Source organism: Aureibaculum flavum (assembly GCF_016406085.1).
GTDB lineage: Bacteria > Bacteroidota > Bacteroidia > Flavobacteriales > Flavobacteriaceae > Aureibaculum > Aureibaculum flavum.
On record NZ_JAEHFJ010000002.1, the window covers coordinates 105,530 to 122,484 of the forward strand.

Genomic DNA, 16,955 nt, shown 5'->3' on the forward strand with positions numbered 1-16,955 from the left:
AATTCATTAAATTTATTCTAAAATGACGGAATCAAAAGCGGTTTATATCCCTCCTTGTAAACATCCTAGAATTGTAATAATTGGTGCTGGCTTCGCGGGTATTCATTTAGCAAAAGCACTGAAAAACAAACCTTTCCAAATAGTACTTATCGATAAAAACAACTTTCATCAGTTTCAACCTTTGTTGTATCAAGTAGCAACTAGTGGTTTGGAGCCAGATTCAATTGTTTTTCCTATTCGTAAAATTTTTAGAAATTATAAGCACTTTGTTTTTAGAATGACTGATGTGCTCAGCATAAATTCCAAAAATAAAAGTATAACTACTGATATCGGGATTATAAATTATGATCATTTAGTATTAGCTTCAGGAAGTACTAATAATTTTTATGGTTTAAAAGATGTAGAGTCCAACAGCATCGGACTTAAAACCATACAAGAATCGTTGGATATTCGAAGTAACATTTTACAAAATATTGAAAAAGCTAATCAATCGGATGATGATGCTACTAGAAGACTTAATACAGCTATAGTTATAATAGGAGCTGGTCCAGCTGGTGTGGAAACCGCAGGTGCTTTTGCCGAATTTAAAAAATTTATATACCCTAAAGATTATCCTGAATTACGTAATTTTCCGCTGCAGATTCATGTTGTAGAGGCTGGCAAAAGGGTACTTTCTGCAATGAGTGACAAATCTTCTAAAGACTCTTTAAAAGATTTAGAAAAAATGCAAGTGATTGTGCATTTAGACACGGCTATTAAATCATATGATGGTAAGACTGTTGAATTATCTTCTGGTGAGACCATACTATCATCCAATTTAATTTGGACGGCAGGTGTAAAAGGACAATTCCCAGATGGTATTGAATCTAAAAACATTACTCCTGGTAACCGTATTGAAGTGGACTTATTCAATAAAGTTAAAGGTCATGATTCTATTTTTGCAATTGGTGATGTTGCCGCAATGCAAACGGAAGATTATCCTAGAGGACATCCTATGGTTGCTCCTACTGCCATTCAACAAGGTCAACATTTGGCTAAGAATTTACAATTAGAAGAGGTGAATTGGAAACCTTTTAAGTATTTAGACAAAGGATCTTTAGCTACCATTGGAAAAAGAAAAGCCGTAGCCGATTTTGGAAAATTACACTTTCGTGGAAAATTTGCTTGGTTTATATGGTCAACTGTCCATTTAATTTCTATTAGTGGATTTAAAAATAAACTACGTGTAGGTTTAAATTGGGTAAATAATTATGTGTCTTATGATAAAGGAAATCGCTTGATTATAAGAAAATATAAGCCAAAATCTTAAATTGAAGTTACAATTATTACGCTATAAATCCGTTGTTTAATATTAACAATTATTTTAAACATTAACTGTTTAGATTTTATACTTTTGCATTTCAACTGTCAAGCATGGGCATTTGTTAAAAAATGGCAAGTACCAATCTATTTGAAATATTTTAATTCTTAGATTTGGTTCTAAATTACTCAAATGAAGAAAAGTATTCTTAAAATATCATCATTGTTTATGGCAGTTATTTTGCTGTTTTCAACGCTTTCTTTCACCGTTCAAAAACATATTTGTGCCGGCGAAGTAGCTGATATTGCCCTTTTCGGTAATTTAGAAAGTTGCAACATGCATGACGCTAAGAAGGATATTAACCTTTCTTCTTTTGAAAAAGAATCCTGTTGTCATGACAATTCTCAATTTATTAAAGGTTCAAATGCTGAATTAAAATCCTCTAAAGCTTCGCAGGGTGATTTTACCGTTTTAACAGCAGTATTTTTATATACGTACTTCAATTCTTATGAGCCATTAGAAAAGAATTTAACCGATTTCAAAAATTACTCCCCTCCTATTGTCATAAAGGACATACCCGTACTTTATGAATCTTTCCTTATCTGATTTAATTAAACGCTTGTTTAGATGCTGTTAAAGACAACATCTTAATTACAATTAATTTAATTAAATGAAAATTTCAAATGAAAATTATACTTAAAATAGTATTCATTCTAATTCCTATTATGTTGCAATCACAAACAACTATTAAGGGAATGGCAATGATAAAAAATAGCCAAGGTAAAACAGAAGGTTTACCAGGAGCAACCATTTATTGGCTAGATACCGAAATTGGTACAACCACAAATGATAAGGGGTGGTTTACCTTAAAGTACAAACCAGAATACACAAAGCTCGTCTTTAGTTTTGTTGGTTATAAAACAGATACCATTACCATAAACGAGCTTAAAGAAATCCATCATTTTATGATTGAAGAAAATGGTTTGGATGAAATTGTAATACAAGCTGAAAAAGAAAGCACTTCAGTTTCTTATTTACAATCGGCTAACATTGTCACTATTAATGAAGGTGAGTTACTAAAAGCAGCCTGTTGTAATCTATCAGAAAGTTTTGAAACCAACCCTTCCATTGATGTTAATTTTTCGGATGCCTTAACGGGTACCAAACAAATTAGGATGTTAGGTTTAACAAGCCCATATATTTTAATTGCTCAAGAAAATATTCCATCTGTTAGAGGGGCATCACAAGCATATGGACTAACCTTTACGCCCGGAACTTGGATAGAAAGTATTCAAATTACCAAAGGTGCAGGCTCAGTAGTAAATGGTTATGAGAGTATTGCTGGTCAAATAAACACTGAATTAAGAAAACCATTAAACGACGACAAGTTATTTGTAAATGCTTATGGTTCGTTAGATGGACGATTAGAATTAAACACGCATTTCAGTCAAAAAGTTTCCAATAAATGGAATACAAGTTTATTTGTTCACGGCAACCTACGTGATAAGAAAATGGATGTAAATGATGATAATTTTCTTGACTCACCACTTGCTAATCAGATAAATGTGATGAACCGATGGCAATATACGGATGCTGTAAACGGCTTTGTTAGCTTTATTAATTTCAGGTATTTAAAGGATGATAAACAAACGGGGGAAATTGATTTTAACCCTGACACTCATAAATTAACTACTATTAAGTATGGTTCAGAAATAAACACAGAACGTTTCGATGCTTCTGCCAAGTTAGGATATGTTTTTCCTGAAACGCCATACAACAGTATGGGTTTTCAAGTTGCCTATAGCCAACATCAACAAGATTCATATTTTGGTCTGAATCAATACGACATCAATCATAAAAGTGTTTATTCTAATTTACTTTTTAATTCAATTTTAGGAAGTACATTACATAAATATAAAACCGGAATCAGTTTTACACATGATTCTTATGACGAGTATGTTAATACAACTGATTTTGGGAGAACTGAGAATTCAGTTGGTGGCTTTTTTGAATATAGCTATGATAATTTAGATGATTTCAGCTTAATTGCCGGTTTACGTTTAGATTTCCATAATCTGTTGGGTACATTTGTTACTCCAAGATTACATATAAGATATGCACCATGGGAAAAAGGTGTTTTACGAGCATCGGTTGGTCGCGGTAAAAGAAGTGCCAACATCTTTGCAGAAAATCAACAACTTTTTGGATCGTCTAGAGTCATGAGTATTTTGAATTCAAACGGTAAAATTTATGGTTTAAATCCTGAAATTGCTTGGAATTATGGGGTTAGTTTTTTACAAGGATTTAATTTGCTTGATAAAAAAGGAACCATAACAGTTGACTATTACAGTACACAATTTCAGAATCAAGTAGTTGTTGATGTAGATGAAAGTCCACAAGAAGCATTGTTTTATAATCTTGATGGTAACTCACATGCCAATAATTTACAAATAGAATTTAATTATGAATTAGCAACGCATTTAAATTTACGCTTAGCGTATAAATACTATGATGTAAAAACAGATTATCTTAAAGGAAGTTTAGAAAGTCCGTTACAAGCTAAAAATAGATTTTTTGCCAATATTGGCTATGAAACTCAACTTAATGCAAAAGGTGGAAACTGGCGATTCGATTATACCTTCAATTGGATTGGTCAACAACGACTACCTTACACTGCTAGTAACCCAGTTCAGTATCAATTGGCTGAAAATTCACCAAGCTATAGTTTAATGAATGCTCAAATAGCTAAAGTATTTACTCCAAATTTTGAAGTCTATGTGGGTGGAGAGAATTTAGCAAATTATAGACAAGAAAATCCTATATTAGCATCTGACAATCCTTTTGGTGCTTACTTTGATAGTAGTATCATATATGCTCCAATTTCAAGAGGAATGTATTATGCTGGATTACGTTATACCTTAAATTAAAAAAATAATATCATTATAAAAAATTTATAATATGAAAAAAACAATTTTAATATTAATAGCAATAGTGGCAATTTCAGTTTCTGCTGAGGCTCAATCTAAAACTTCAAAAGTAACTTTTGAAGTTGATGGTGTTTGTGAAATGTGTAAAGAGCGTATTGAAAAAGCAGCAACTTTAACAAAAGGTGTTAAGTTTGCGACTTGGAACATTCAAAAAAAAGAGTTGTATTGTATTTATAACAATAAGAAAACAACCCTTACAAAGATTAAACAAGCTATTGCGGATGTTGGCCATGACACAAAAGAGATAAAAGCTACTGACGAAGTTTACAACGGTATTGACGAATGTTGTAAATACAGAACTCTAGAAACACATTAGGCCTCACCCGAAACCATAAAAAAATGTGGTTTTGACCTCTTTGAAGGAGAGATATAACGGAGGATACAATTAACTATTAGAAACGGTATTCAAAGGGAAGGTAAAAAAAAGAATTATTAACTTTAACTAAAATAATAACAATGAAGAAACTAATTTTAATGTTAGCCGTTGTAACGGTAGTAAGTATTGCGTTTACATCTTGTAAAAGTGATAAAAAAGATGATGTAAAAACGGAAGAAAAAGTTGATGTTGCTTCCAACGAAGTGTACCAATGCCCAATGAATTGCGAAGACGGTAAAAGCTATACAGAAGCCGGAAGTTGTCCTGTTTGCAAAATGGATTTAAAAGCTAAAACTGTAGATATGGATGATGGCGAGAGCCATGAAGAACACGCTGATGAGGATGGAGATGATCACCATGACAGTGAAGAAGATGGAGATAAGGAAGCTTAAAATTTAAGTATAACTACTAAGTAACATAAAAAACGCCACAAATTGTGGCGTTTTTTTAGTTTACCATTTTTACGGAATTAATATTTCCATATTCATCATGTTCCTGGACTGGATTATTTGGGTCAACGACCCATTTACCATCCACAATATATTTATAATGGTATTTACCGCCTTTTAACATTAATGTACATTTCCATATACCATCATCCATTTTTTTCATTGACACTTCTTTCTTATTCCAATCGTTAAAAGACCCCGTTAAAAAAATATTTATTGCGTTTTTATAGCCTTTTAATTCAAATGTAACTTCTTTTTTGATTGTTACTATAGAATTGAAAGTATGGTGTTCATTATATTCTTTATGTGCATTCTTAGGATCTTCCATCCAATTTCCATCTACAATAAATTTATATTGATAGGTATCTGGTTTTAATTGCAACGAGATTTTCCAACCCCCTTTTACTTTCTTCATTTTTAAAAGGTTCTCATCCCATCGGTTAAAGGTGCCTGATACTATAACTTTTTCAGCATTTTCGTATCCTTCTAGGTAAAAATGAACGTTACCTCCGTCTCCGGAAGGAAATGAATACATTGTCAAATTGTGCACTTTACGCCATATATAGCTTTTTTCAGATTCTGTAATATTTTCAAATGTCTTATCTGGTTCTGCCCAATATTCATTATTTATTAAATATTTGAATTCCCAAAAATACTTTTCATCAAAATCTTTTATACTTTTTCTTAATTGAAATGTATAAACTCCTGTTTTGTTCATCTTCCACTCCTCTCTTGACCAATCATTAAATTGACCTGACACGGCTACTTTAAATATATCTAAATTGGACGCATCTACACGTTTTGAAGTATTGTCTTTAGTAAACTTTTTATAATCTCTAACGTCAAAATTAAAAATAACACTATCATTTTCAATGCTGTACGTTGGCGTATGTTGCCCCATAACAGTAGCTGAAAAGCACATAAAAATTATGATTATGTAGTGTTTAATGTTCATTCTACTTATAAAAAACGGTCTTAACAAAGTACAATTGTTTCTTTTTATAATTTAATATCATCCTACGTGTTACTATAAATTCATATCCCAAAATACCATCTAATTCCGTTCCGTAGGCAACATTCATGTTTTTAAGATTAGTGATAATAGTTTTCATTGGGCCACAATAGATAGTACTTGACAACTTTACTTTATGCAATTTACCTGCCAAAACATTCCTTTTTTGTTTACCCGCTCCGACAATAACGATTTGCCTAGGTGTTTTAAAATTTTTCATTACTTTTTTAGAAACTGATTTATCGAGCAAATTCATTTCAGCACCTGTATCTAAACCAAATCTCAATTTTTGGTTATTCACATAAGAATCTAAAACTATGGTATGTTTTCTTAAAGAGAAATTAAGAGTATCCGTTATCTTTTCTAAATAAGGTAAGTTATCTACTTTATTGCCATCGTTATTAATTTTAGATAACGTAATCTGTTTTAAATAAAAATCTATAAAAATTTCGTAATCTCTAAGTACATCATAACCGATTACACCAAAAAGTTGCATTTTTTTTGTTTTCTCAATATGAGATAAATCCATTATATTAGACTTAACATTATCAATACTAAAATCTTTGACCAATATTTTTTTTAACCATTTAATTTTCACTTCGTCAATTTCACTGCTAACACCCGAGTGCATTAATTCGGAAGGTTTACTGTTAGTACCATCAAAATGAACATTATTAAGTAATAATTGCTCTGCCCCTGTATCAATAATAAAATTTCCTTTTTTATTAAATATTTCAGCTTCAATTACTATTAACCGATCATATAGCTTAAATGGAATACGAACTGTATTTTCTCCGATATACTCAGCCTTAGGAAATTGTAATGTAGTTGTACCTTTTTCTTTGTCGTCAGCAAATAAAATTGTTGAACAACATAAAAATATACAGATACAAAGTCGAAAAGCTCTCATTGGAATATAAATTTACGTAATATAAATAAGACGCCACATTTTATATAATGTTACACTTTAACAAACTTCTAATTCTTGTCCATAGATAGCAACCTATAGACTTTAGATACCTAGACAAAAAGTTAAATAGTATTTACAAATGCTACTCAATTAACATCAATTACAACGTAAAAAAAACACCTACAAGAAATAATATCTTGTAGGTGTTTTTAAAATTATTTATATACGAAGCTCTCGACTACATCATGCCTGGCATACCACCACCCATTGGAGGCATACCTCCAGCTGGGCCTTCTTCTTTAATATCAACTAAAGCACATTCAGTAGTTAATATCATACCTGCAACTGATGCTGCATTTTCTAAGGCAACACGTGTTACTTTAGTAGGATCTATAATTCCTGCTTTAAGCAAATCAACATATTCACCAGTTTTTGCATTAAAACCAAAATCTTTCTTACCTTCTAATACTTTTGCAACAACAACAGAACCTTCGCTACCTGCGTTTTCAACAATAATACGCAATGGTTCTTCTATTGCTCTAGCAATAATTTGAACTCCAGTAGTTTCGTCTAAATTCTCGGTAGTCAACTTTTCAAGTACTTTTTTACTTCTTAACAAAGCAACTCCACCACCAGTTACAATACCTTCTTCAACAGCTGCTCTCGTAGCGTGTAATGCATCATCTACTCTATCTTTTTTCTCTTTCATTTCTACTTCAGAAGCAGCACCAACATACAATACAGCAACACCTCCAGCTAACTTAGCCAAACGCTCTTGTAGCTTTTCTTTATCGTAATCAGAAGTTGTAGTTTCTATTTGTGATTTAATTTGATTTACTCTAGCTGTAATATCTTTTTTAGCACCAGCACCATTAACAACAGTAGTATTGTCTTTGTCAATAGTAACTCTCTCTGCAGTACCTAACATATCTAATGTTGCATTTTCTAAGGTAAACCCTCTTTCTTCTGCTATTACAGTACCTCCTGTAAGAATCGCTAAATCTTCCAACATTGCTTTACGTCTATCTCCAAATCCGGGAGCTTTAACTGCAGCAATTTTTAATGATCCACGTAATTTATTAACCACTAAAGTAGCTAACGCTTCGCCTTCTACGTCTTCAGCAATTATTAATAATGGTTTACCAGATTGAGCAACTGGCTCTAAAACTGGTAATAAATCTTTCATTGAAGATATTTTCTTATCATATAATAAGATATAAGGATTCTCCAAATCAGTGATCATTTTCTCTGAATCAGTAACAAAATAAGGTGATAAATAACCTCTATCAAACTGCATACCTTCTACAGTATCTACATAAGTATCTGTTCCTTTGGCCTCTTCTACAGTAATTACACCTTCTTTACCAACTTTTTGAAAAGCTTCTGCAATTAAATCACCAATAGTTTCGTCATTATTTGCTGAAATAGACGCTACTTGTTTAATCTTATCAATATTATTACCAACTACTTGAGATTGTTTTTGTAAATCTTTAACAATAGCTTGAACGGCTTTGTCTATTCCTTTTTTCAAATCTAAAGGATTAGCACCTGCTGCTACATTCTTTAAGCCTTCTTTTACTATAGCTTGAGCCAAAACAGTTGCAGTTGTTGTACCATCACCGGCTTGATCGTTAGTTTTAGAAGCAACTTCTTTAACCATTTGAGCTCCCATATTCTCAAGAGGATCTGATAACTCAATTTCTTTTGCAACAGTTACACCATCTTTTGTTATTTGTGGTCCACCAAAAGCTTTACCAATTACTACGTTACGTCCTTTAGGACCCAATGTTACTTTTACTGCATTTGCTAATGCATCTACACCACGTTTTAACCCGTCGCGAGATTCGATGTCAAATTTTATGTCTTTTGCCATTTTATTTTTGATTTTAAGCCCCTCTGTCCTTACGGACACTTCCCTTCAAAGGAAATTTACTGGAACTATATATTATTAATATTTTATTTTTATTGCACCAACAATAGTTAGTTATAGAATTGCGAAAATATCGCTCTCTCTCATAATTAAGTAATCACCACCATCTAATTTTAACTCTGTACCAGCATATTTACCATATAGTACAGTATCTCCAACTTTAACTGTAGTAGGCTCATCTTTAGTTCCTTTACCAACAGCTAAAACTTTACCTTGTTGTGGTTTTTCTTTGGCTGAATCTGGAATATAAAGTCCAGAAGCTGTTTTAGTTTCAGCAGCCATTGGCTCAATTACTACTCTGTCCGCAAGAGGTTTGATTTTTATTTTACTCATTTCTTTAAAATTTTTTAGTTAATTCAATCGAATGTTATTATGGCTAAAAATATGCCAATTATTAAAATATGACAGATAGTCATTATCCTTTATTATTGATAACTTAAGAGGTAATATGATGAAACAAAAAAATGCCAACGTGACACTTACGTTGGCATTTTATATGTAAAAATTAAAAATTTCTTAATTTGAAGTCGAATCTTGTAAAGTTGCTGGTTGCTCTGTAGGTACAGGAGCTGTTTGCTCAACAGGATTTCTATCATTTAAGGTTTCTTCAATTTGCGATTTTGTATCAATTGTATTTCTTGGAATAGCAAAGTTTGATAATAAAATCAATGCAAATAAAGCTATGGCCAATGTCCATGTACTTTTATCTAAAAAGTTAGTTGTGTTTTGAACACCACCTAACGTTTGTGTTCCTTGTCCACCTAATGAAGAAGATAACCCTCCACCTTTAGGATTTTGAACCATAATAATAAGTATCAGTAAGACTGCTACAATAACAATCAGAACTAGAAATAGTGTATAAGTCATTTTTTATGAATTATTTTTTTGTAAAAATTTTATTGCTTTAATTCGGTCTGCAAAGAAACTACTTTTTTCTGGATATTTCAAACTTAATATTTTAAAAGCTTGTATCGCATTATCATACTTTTTTTGTTCGAGATATACGCGTGCTAAAGTTTCGGTCATTAAAGTACCATCTTCAACAACACTTTCAAAAGAAACGTCAATGTTTTCAACGTTTTTGACTGCTTCCATTTTAGGTTTAGTCGCAATAAATTGCTCAATAATATCGAATTTATCTTGATTTATGGAAACTTCTTTTGGTTTTATATCTTCAATAATTTCTTGTCTATCTATGGGTTTTATATTGGTGAGTTGCATCCATTCACCAAAAGAATGCATTTCTGAAAGGTCAAATACTAATGGTTTACCAATATTTAATTTTTCTTCTACCTTTTCAATTATTGTCTCTTCTTCAATAATTTCAGCAACCGGTTCTTCCGGCTCCAACTCTTCAATTATTTCAAAATCAACAACCTCATTCGTCTCTATTTTTTCCTTTTTTTTCTCAATTATATTTGAATTATCTAAAGTGTCTGCAGTAATAAAATCGAACAATACTGTTCTGTTGGTGGTATATGCTGCAGTTGATTTAAGTGCTGAATTATATTTAAAACTATGCTGATTCTTTAGGCCTTTAAGATGAATCATTCTTGCTGCTTGGAAATAGGGATAGTTTTCCAAAATATCTTCAATTGCATTCGTTTGCTCGATGGTTATCGACCTTTTGGTATCTAATAATGATGTAAATTCTGAAATGTTCATATTACCATTTTGCTACTGAAGCGTTATAAATATCTTGAGTTAATCGTTCAAAAATTTCTTCCAAGGCCGTTTCTAAAACACCTCCTATTAGTTGCGAATTTGCATCAAAATCTGAGTAAAAAGAGAATGTCTTCTCAAAATCATCTTCTTCTACTAATTTATTATAAAACCGTACTCTTACTGCAATAGTCAACCTATTTTGTGCAGCTGCCTGATCTGCTGTTGCCGTAATAGGAATTACCTTATAATCAGTTATTTCTCCTTCAAAGTACAAATCGCCACCCGCTGTCGTTAAACTCAAATTTGTTTGGCGTGTAAATAAATCGCGTAAAGCATCTGTGAATTTTTGACTCAATGTAGGTTCAACGAGTATTGCATTATTTGGAAAATAATCTATCTGTATCGTTTTTGCATCACCTGTACTACCTCCTGTGAAGGAATAGATATTACAACTTTGGGTGATTAGTAATAGTAATGTAATTGCTATAATTATTTTTTTCATTATTTTAATCTATCCTCTAAGAAACTACCTTAAATTTATTAAATACTACATTCTTGATAACACCAACACCCCTATAGTCCCCTCAAGGGGACAATCGTTACGTTCAAACTTTGTATAATTCATTATAATTTGTAAATATAATAATCTCTCCCGATACATCGGGACAAAATCTATTATCTCCTATCTAAAATCAACTATAAATCGTATTGTTTAATTTTTCTATAGAGTGTTCTTTCTGAAATACCTAACTCCTTGGCTGCTAACTTTCTCTTATTCTGATTTCTCTCCAAGGACTTTTTTATCATTTCATATTCTTTATCCTGTAAAGACAAAGATTCTTCCACCGTTTCCGCATCTTGATAGTTGTCATTATATTCACGAGATTCTTCTTGATAGCTGTCTCTCTTTTGAGGAGATATTATTTCAACTAAATTTTCTTCATCCTCAGGTGAATCTCCATAAATTTTCTGAATGAGTCGCTGTGTATTTTCAATATTATCATGATCCACTTTTCCTCCCTGCATCAATTCCATCGTCAACTTTTTCAAGTCCGTAATATCATTACGCATATCGAATAGCACTTTGTATAAAATTTCACGTTCATTGGCAAAATCACTCCCTTTAGACCCTTCTTTAATTAATGCAGGAAAATTTGAACTATAATCAGGTAAATAGCTTCTCAAGGTTTGAGCTGAAATTTCTCTATTTTGTTCTATTACAGATATTTGTTCTGTTACATTTCGCAATTGACGAATGTTCCCCTTCCAAGCATAATCCTTTAAAACAATAATAGCTTCGTCAGTTAATCTGATAGTCGGCATATTGTATTTTTGAGCAAAGTCTGAAGCAAACTTTCTAAACAATAAATGAATATCATCTCTTCGTTTTCGTAAGGCCGGTAAATTAATTTCTACGGTGCTTAATCTGTAGTATAAATCTTCACGGAATTTACCTTTTTGAATGCCTTCTATCATATTTAAATTAGTAGCGGCAACAATCCTTACATTAGTTTTCATCACTTGTGACGAACCTACTTTTATAAATTCACCATTCTCCAACACACGTAATAAACGAACTTGTGTTGTTAACGGCAACTCCCCTACCTCATCTAAAAAAATAGTACCTCCATCGGCAACTTCAAAATAGCCATTTCTTGATTGTGTTGCACCTGTAAATGAGCCTTTTTCATGCCCAAACAATTCACTATCAATAGTTCCTTCCGGTATGGCACCACAGTTTACTGCAATGTATTTTGCATGTTTTCTATGCGATAATTGATGAATGATTTTAGGTATAAATTCTTTCCCCACTCCACTCTCTCCAGTAACTAAGACTGAAATATCTGTTGGAGCAACGCGAATCGCTTTTTCTAACGCTCGATTTAGGTTAATATCGTTTCCAATAATACCAAATCGCTGTTTTATGGTTTGTAAATTTTCCATTATTTTGAGCTACAAGACTTTTTTAACACAAAATTTAAGGCAATTACCGTCAAATCAAGGAAAAATCTTGAATTATAAATTATTAAGCTATCAATTATTCTCTGAATACCCAACGGCTGTTCCAATTAAGGTTGCAGAGGTACAAGAATCTATTTTTACGTTTACAAAATCACCCATTTTGTAGTGTTCTTTTGGAAAAACTACAATAGTATTTTGTGTGTTTCTACCTTTCCATTCATTTTCATTCTTTTTCGAAGTACCTTCAATGAGCACTTCTTCCACTTTACCTACATGTTTTTTAGTCCAATAATGTGAATGTTTTAATTGCAATGCAATAACTTCTGCCAAACGTCTTTTTTTCACTACTAGTGGAATGTCATCTTCAAACTTTTTAGCTGCCAGTGTACCCGGTCTTTCAGAATAGGCAAACATAAATCCAAAATCGTATTTTACATATTCTAATAATGATAAAGTATCTTGATGATCTTCTTCTGTTTCACCACAAAATCCGGTAATCATATCTTGCGATATTGAGCAATCAGGTAATATTCTTCGGACATTATCTACCAACTCCATATATTCTTCTCGCGTATGCTGGCGATTCATTCTTTCTAAAATTCTAGTACTACCAGACTGAACAGGCAAGTGAATGTATTTACAAATATTATTATGTTTCGCCATAACATGTAAAACATCTAAATGCATGTCTTGCGGATTAGATGTAGAAAACCTTAAACGTATTTTCGGAAACTCTTCAGCACATAAGTCCAATAATTGAGCAAAATCAACTGCTGTACTTTGAGCAATCTCAGAAGCTTTAACAAAATCCTTTTTCAATCCACCACCATACCATAAATAACTATCTACATTTTGACCAAGCAAGGTAACTTCCTTAAAATTCTTTTGTTTTAGGTCTCTTATTTCTTCAATAATACTTTTAGGATCACGACTGCGTTCCCTTCCTCTTGTAAAAGGGACAACACAGAATGTACACATATTATCACACCCTCTAGTTATCGATACAAATGCAGAAACACCATTAGATTGCAACCGAACTGGAGAAACATCTCCATAGGTCTCTTCCTTAGACAAAATAACATTTATAGCATCGCGTCCTGCTTCTACCTCTTCAACTAAATTAGGCAAATCTCTGTATGCATCTGGACCAACAACTAAATCGACAATTTTTTCTTCTTCTAAAAATTTCGATTTTAAACGTTCAGCCATACAACCTAACACGCCCACTTTCATGGATGGATTTTTTTTACGCTTAACCGAGTTATAATATTGTAATCTTTTTCTTATGGTTTGCTCTGCGTTATCTCGGATAGAACAGGTGTTTACCAACACTAAATCAGCTTCTTCTAATTTTTGTGTGGTATTAAATCCTTCCTTAACCAATATAGAAGCTACAATCTCACTGTCGCTCATATTCATTTGACAACCGTAACTCTCTATAAATAACTTTTTGTCATTACCAGTTACCTTTTCGGCAACTAAAGTTTGACCTTGTTTATTTTCTTCTATGATTTTCTCTGTATGCATTATCTAAAAAATGGAATGCAAATATACAATCTATAACATAAAATTATGCCATTTTGGCAGAAATTTAACACCCTCTAAAAAAGACCAAATAGCGGATAAGTGTATTAAAAAAAATAATATTAAAAAATTCTATATACTTTTGCACTTTCAAAAGAGTATTCAATTTATCAATTCTAATCAATATTGAATCTCTAAAAGTTAACTATCAATCGACGTATATGGCAAAAAATTTAGTAATTGTTGAGTCACCTGCAAAAGCAAAAACCATTGAAAAATTTTTAGGTAAAGATTTTCAGGTTGAATCGAGTTATGGTCATATTGCCGATCTACCCTCAAGGGAATTAGGTGTAAATGTAGAAGGAGATTTTACTCCTGAATACATTGTTTCTGATGATAAGAAGGCTGTAGTAAAAAAATTAAAAAGTCTTGCTAAAAAAGCAGATACCGTATGGTTAGCTAGTGATGAGGATCGAGAGGGTGAAGCAATTGCATGGCATTTATTTGAGCAATTAAAATTAGATTTAGAGAATACTAAACGAATTGTTTTTCATGAGATTACAAAAACAGCTATTCTAAAAGCTGTTGAAAATCCAAGAAGCATCAATTATAATTTAGTTAATGCACAACAAGCCCGTAGAGTTTTAGATAGGTTGGTAGGTTATGAACTTTCACCTGTTTTATGGCGGAAAGTAAAAGGAGGATTATCAGCCGGTAGGGTACAATCAGTTGCTGTACGTTTAATTGTAGAGCGTGAACGTGAAATTGAAAGTTTTAATCCTATTGCTTCATATAGAATAGATGCTGAATTTAGCAATGAAGATGGTAAAACTTTTAAAGCTAAACTTCCAAAGAATTTTGAGACAAGAGAAGCCGCTGAAAAGTTTTTAAAATCATGTACAGGTGCAGCTTTCAAAGTGGCTGATTTACAGACAAAACCAGCAAAGAAATCACCAGCAGCACCATTTACAACCTCAACTTTACAACAAGAAGCCTCTCGTAAATTATATTTTCCAGTTGCCAAAACAATGATTATGGCACAACGCTTATACGAAGCGGGACTTATAACTTATATGAGAACAGATAGTGTAAATTTATCTGAAGATGCTAAAAACGCTGCCGCTGAAGAAATCACATCTTCATACGGTTCAGAATATAGTAACCCGAGAAATTTCAAGTCTAAATCTAAAAATGCTCAAGAAGCTCACGAAGCGATTCGACCTACCGACATGAGCTTACATGAGTCTTCAATCGGTAAAGATGAAGATAGATTATATAGTCTAATTTGGAAAAGAACCTTAGCCTCTCAAATGAGTGATGCTAAGTTAGAACGTACCAACGTAAAAATTAGCAACACAAAAAACAAACAAATTTTAACTGCTAACGGAGAAGTTATCACTTTTGAAGGCTTTTTAAAAGTTTATTTAGAAGGTACAGATAATGAAGATGAAGAACAAGAAGGTATGTTGCCTAAACTTGCTGTAAACGAAACGTTAAAAAATAATTACATTACCGCAACCGAACGTTATACAAGAGCTCCTGGTAGATTTACGGAAGCCTCTTTAGTAAAACAATTGGAAGAATTGGGTATTGGTCGTCCGTCAACATATGCACCTACTATCTCTACAATTCAACGTAGAGAGTATGTAGACAAAGGCTCAATTGATGGTGTAGAACGAAAATATACGGAGTTAAAACTTAAATCTGATAAATTTTCTGAAAAAGAACTTTCTGAAAAAGTAGGGTCTGATAAAGGCAAGTTAGTACCTACCGATATCGGTAAAATTGTAAATGACTTTTTAGTTGAGCATTTTAAAACAGTATTAGATTTCGGTTTTACAGCGAAAGTTGAAGAAGAATTTGATGATATTGCTAGAGGTAAAGAAGATTGGACCTCTATGATAAAAGATTTTTATGAAAAATTTCATCCAAGAGTTGAAGATGTTTCCGAAAATGCCGAAAGAGCTAAAGGTGAACGTTTATTAGGGATAGACCCTGAATCTGGCAAAAATGTGTATTCACGTTTGGGTAGATTTGGTGCTATGGTACAAATTGGTGAAGTTACAGATGAAGAAAAACCTAAGTTTGCTAGTTTACAATTGGGCCAAACGTTAGAAACAGTAACTTATGAAGAGGCTATGGATCTTTTTAAATTACCTAAAACAATAGGTGAATATGAAGGTGAAGAAATTATTGTAAATAATGGTAGGTTTGGACCTTATGTGAAATTTGGAGCTAAATTCATTTCTTTAGATAAAGGTGAAAATCCTATGGATGTTGATATGGAAAGAGCCACTGTCCTTATTAAAGCCAAACAAGAGGCTGATGCACCAATTGCTCATTATAAAGAATTACCTGTGCAAAAAGGTGTGGGTAGATTTGGCCCCTTCATTAAATATGATGGCATGTTTATCAACGTAAACAAAAAATACGATTTTGATAACTTAACTCAAGCTAACATTGAAGAGTTGATTGAAGTTAAAATCCAAAAAGAAATAGATAAACTAATTCACCATTGGGAAGAAGAAGGAATTAGAGTAGAAAAAGCACGATGGGGTAGGTTTAATATTATTAAAGGCAAACTTAAAATTGAAATGCCTAAAACGACTGATGCAGAAAAATTAACCTTGGAAGAAGTGCTAGAAATTATTGAAAAGAAAACTCCTAAGAAGAAACCAAGAAAAAAGGCTGCTAAAAAAACAGCTAAAAAACCAGCTAAAAAGAAGAAATAATAGTTTTTCGATGTAACATCTTAAAGATTCTTACTGGAGCTTATCCAGCGTTTAGATAAAGGGTAAGAATACCAAGATCGTTATAAATAGATATACGGACAAAATATT

15 protein-coding genes are annotated in these 16,955 nt (G+C 32.3%); 6 read left to right on the top strand and 9 right to left on the bottom strand.

Annotation, left to right across the window (positions count from 1 at the left end):
* The first annotated feature begins 22 nt into the window (after window positions 1-22).
* The 5 genes from JBL43_RS03875 to JBL43_RS03895 all read left to right on the top strand — a co-directional run bounded on the left by JBL43_RS03875 (window position 23) and on the right by JBL43_RS03895 (window position 5,055).
* A complete protein-coding gene (locus tag JBL43_RS03875; RefSeq protein WP_198840167.1) occupies window positions 23-1,309 on the top strand; it encodes an NAD(P)/FAD-dependent oxidoreductase in 1,287 nt (428 codons plus the stop codon).
* A 183-nt stretch (window positions 1,310-1,492) separates the two neighbouring features.
* The gene (locus JBL43_RS03880) at window positions 1,493-1,906 is read left to right on the top strand and encodes an HYC_CC_PP family protein (RefSeq protein ID WP_198840168.1); all 414 of its coding nucleotides are present in this window, start codon (window positions 1,493-1,495) and stop codon (window positions 1,904-1,906) included.
* Window positions 1,907-1,983: 77 nt separating this feature from the next.
* On the top strand, window positions 1,984-4,227 hold the full coding sequence (locus JBL43_RS03885; RefSeq protein WP_198840169.1) for a TonB-dependent receptor: 2,244 nt from the start codon (window positions 1,984-1,986) through the stop codon (window positions 4,225-4,227).
* 31 nt (window positions 4,228-4,258) lie between these two features.
* Window positions 4,259-4,603, top strand: coding sequence for a heavy-metal-associated domain-containing protein (locus tag JBL43_RS03890; RefSeq protein WP_198840170.1), 345 nt, complete (start codon window positions 4,259-4,261; stop codon window positions 4,601-4,603).
* Window positions 4,604-4,743: 140 nt separating this feature from the next.
* Window positions 4,744-5,055, top strand: a complete 312-nt coding sequence (locus tag JBL43_RS03895) for a heavy metal-binding domain-containing protein (RefSeq protein WP_198840171.1) — start codon at window positions 4,744-4,746, stop codon at window positions 5,053-5,055.
* A gap of 55 nt (window positions 5,056-5,110) precedes the next feature.
* Here the strand turns inward: JBL43_RS03895 and JBL43_RS03900 are convergent, their stop codons facing one another.
* The 9 genes from JBL43_RS03900 to miaB form a co-directional block, all read right to left on the bottom strand.
* Complete coding sequence (locus JBL43_RS03900) at window positions 5,111-6,034, bottom strand: early set domain-containing protein (RefSeq protein WP_198840172.1); 924 nt, start codon at window positions 6,032-6,034, stop codon at window positions 5,111-5,113.
* Window positions 6,035-6,068: 34 nt separating this feature from the next.
* Window positions 6,069-7,034: a pepsin/retropepsin-like aspartic protease family protein gene (locus tag JBL43_RS03905; RefSeq protein ID WP_198840173.1), complete on the bottom strand. Its 966-nt coding sequence runs from the start codon at window positions 7,032-7,034 to the stop codon at window positions 6,069-6,071.
* Window positions 7,035-7,272: 238 nt separating this feature from the next.
* Window positions 7,273-8,907, bottom strand: a complete 1,635-nt coding sequence (gene groL / locus JBL43_RS03910; protein WP_198840174.1) for a chaperonin GroEL — start codon at window positions 8,905-8,907, stop codon at window positions 7,273-7,275.
* 111 nt (window positions 8,908-9,018) lie between these two features.
* The gene (locus JBL43_RS03915; protein ID WP_117884765.1) at window positions 9,019-9,297 is read right to left on the bottom strand and encodes a co-chaperone GroES; all 279 of its coding nucleotides are present in this window, start codon (window positions 9,295-9,297) and stop codon (window positions 9,019-9,021) included.
* A gap of 183 nt (window positions 9,298-9,480) precedes the next feature.
* Window positions 9,481-9,831: a preprotein translocase subunit SecG gene (secG, locus tag JBL43_RS03920; protein ID WP_198840175.1), complete on the bottom strand. Its 351-nt coding sequence runs from the start codon at window positions 9,829-9,831 to the stop codon at window positions 9,481-9,483.
* A 3-nt stretch (window positions 9,832-9,834) separates the two neighbouring features.
* Window positions 9,835-10,629: a DUF8458 domain-containing protein gene (locus JBL43_RS03925; RefSeq protein ID WP_198840176.1), complete on the bottom strand. Its 795-nt coding sequence runs from the start codon at window positions 10,627-10,629 to the stop codon at window positions 9,835-9,837.
* A gap of 1 nt (window position 10,630) precedes the next feature.
* Window positions 10,631-11,131, bottom strand: a complete 501-nt coding sequence (locus tag JBL43_RS03930; protein WP_198840177.1) for an LptE family protein — start codon at window positions 11,129-11,131, stop codon at window positions 10,631-10,633.
* A gap of 194 nt (window positions 11,132-11,325) precedes the next feature.
* The gene (locus JBL43_RS03935; protein ID WP_198840178.1) at window positions 11,326-12,573 is read right to left on the bottom strand and encodes a sigma 54-interacting transcriptional regulator; all 1,248 of its coding nucleotides are present in this window, start codon (window positions 12,571-12,573) and stop codon (window positions 11,326-11,328) included.
* A 90-nt stretch (window positions 12,574-12,663) separates the two neighbouring features.
* Window positions 12,664-14,118, bottom strand: coding sequence for a tRNA (N6-isopentenyl adenosine(37)-C2)-methylthiotransferase MiaB (miaB, locus tag JBL43_RS03940; RefSeq protein WP_198840179.1), 1,455 nt, complete (start codon window positions 14,116-14,118; stop codon window positions 12,664-12,666).
* 218 nt (window positions 14,119-14,336) lie between these two features.
* Between miaB and topA the strand changes: the two genes are divergently transcribed.
* A complete protein-coding gene (gene topA, locus JBL43_RS03945; RefSeq protein WP_198840180.1) occupies window positions 14,337-16,847 on the top strand; it encodes a type I DNA topoisomerase in 2,511 nt (836 codons plus the stop codon).
* Window positions 16,848-16,955: the final 108 nt, after the last annotated feature.

Coding starts and splice junctions, on each gene's coding strand:
- JBL43_RS03875 (WP_198840167.1), top strand. CDS start 23: ATGACGGAATCAAAAGCGGTTTATATCCCTCCTTGTAAACATCCTAGA.
- JBL43_RS03880 (WP_198840168.1), top strand. CDS start 1,493: ATGAAGAAAAGTATTCTTAAAATATCATCATTGTTTATGGCAGTTATT.
- JBL43_RS03885 (WP_198840169.1), top strand. CDS start 1,984: ATGAAAATTATACTTAAAATAGTATTCATTCTAATTCCTATTATGTTG.
- JBL43_RS03890 (WP_198840170.1), top strand. CDS start 4,259: ATGAAAAAAACAATTTTAATATTAATAGCAATAGTGGCAATTTCAGTT.
- JBL43_RS03895 (WP_198840171.1), top strand. CDS start 4,744: ATGAAGAAACTAATTTTAATGTTAGCCGTTGTAACGGTAGTAAGTATT.
- JBL43_RS03900 (WP_198840172.1), bottom strand. CDS start 6,034: ATGTGCTTTTCAGCTACTGTTATGGGGCAACATACGCCAACGTACAGC.
- JBL43_RS03905 (WP_198840173.1), bottom strand. CDS start 7,034: ATGAGAGCTTTTCGACTTTGTATCTGTATATTTTTATGTTGTTCAACA.
- groL (WP_198840174.1), bottom strand. CDS start 8,907: ATGGCAAAAGACATAAAATTTGACATCGAATCTCGCGACGGGTTAAAA.
- JBL43_RS03915 (WP_117884765.1), bottom strand. CDS start 9,297: ATGAGTAAAATAAAAATCAAACCTCTTGCGGACAGAGTAGTAATTGAG.
- secG (WP_198840175.1), bottom strand. CDS start 9,831: ATGACTTATACACTATTTCTAGTTCTGATTGTTATTGTAGCAGTCTTA.
- JBL43_RS03925 (WP_198840176.1), bottom strand. CDS start 10,629: ATGAACATTTCAGAATTTACATCATTATTAGATACCAAAAGGTCGATA.
- JBL43_RS03930 (WP_198840177.1), bottom strand. CDS start 11,131: ATGAAAAAAATAATTATAGCAATTACATTACTATTACTAATCACCCAA.
- JBL43_RS03935 (WP_198840178.1), bottom strand. CDS start 12,573: ATGGAAAATTTACAAACCATAAAACAGCGATTTGGTATTATTGGAAAC.
- miaB (WP_198840179.1), bottom strand. CDS start 14,118: ATGCATACAGAGAAAATCATAGAAGAAAATAAACAAGGTCAAACTTTA.
- topA (WP_198840180.1), top strand. CDS start 14,337: ATGGCAAAAAATTTAGTAATTGTTGAGTCACCTGCAAAAGCAAAAACC.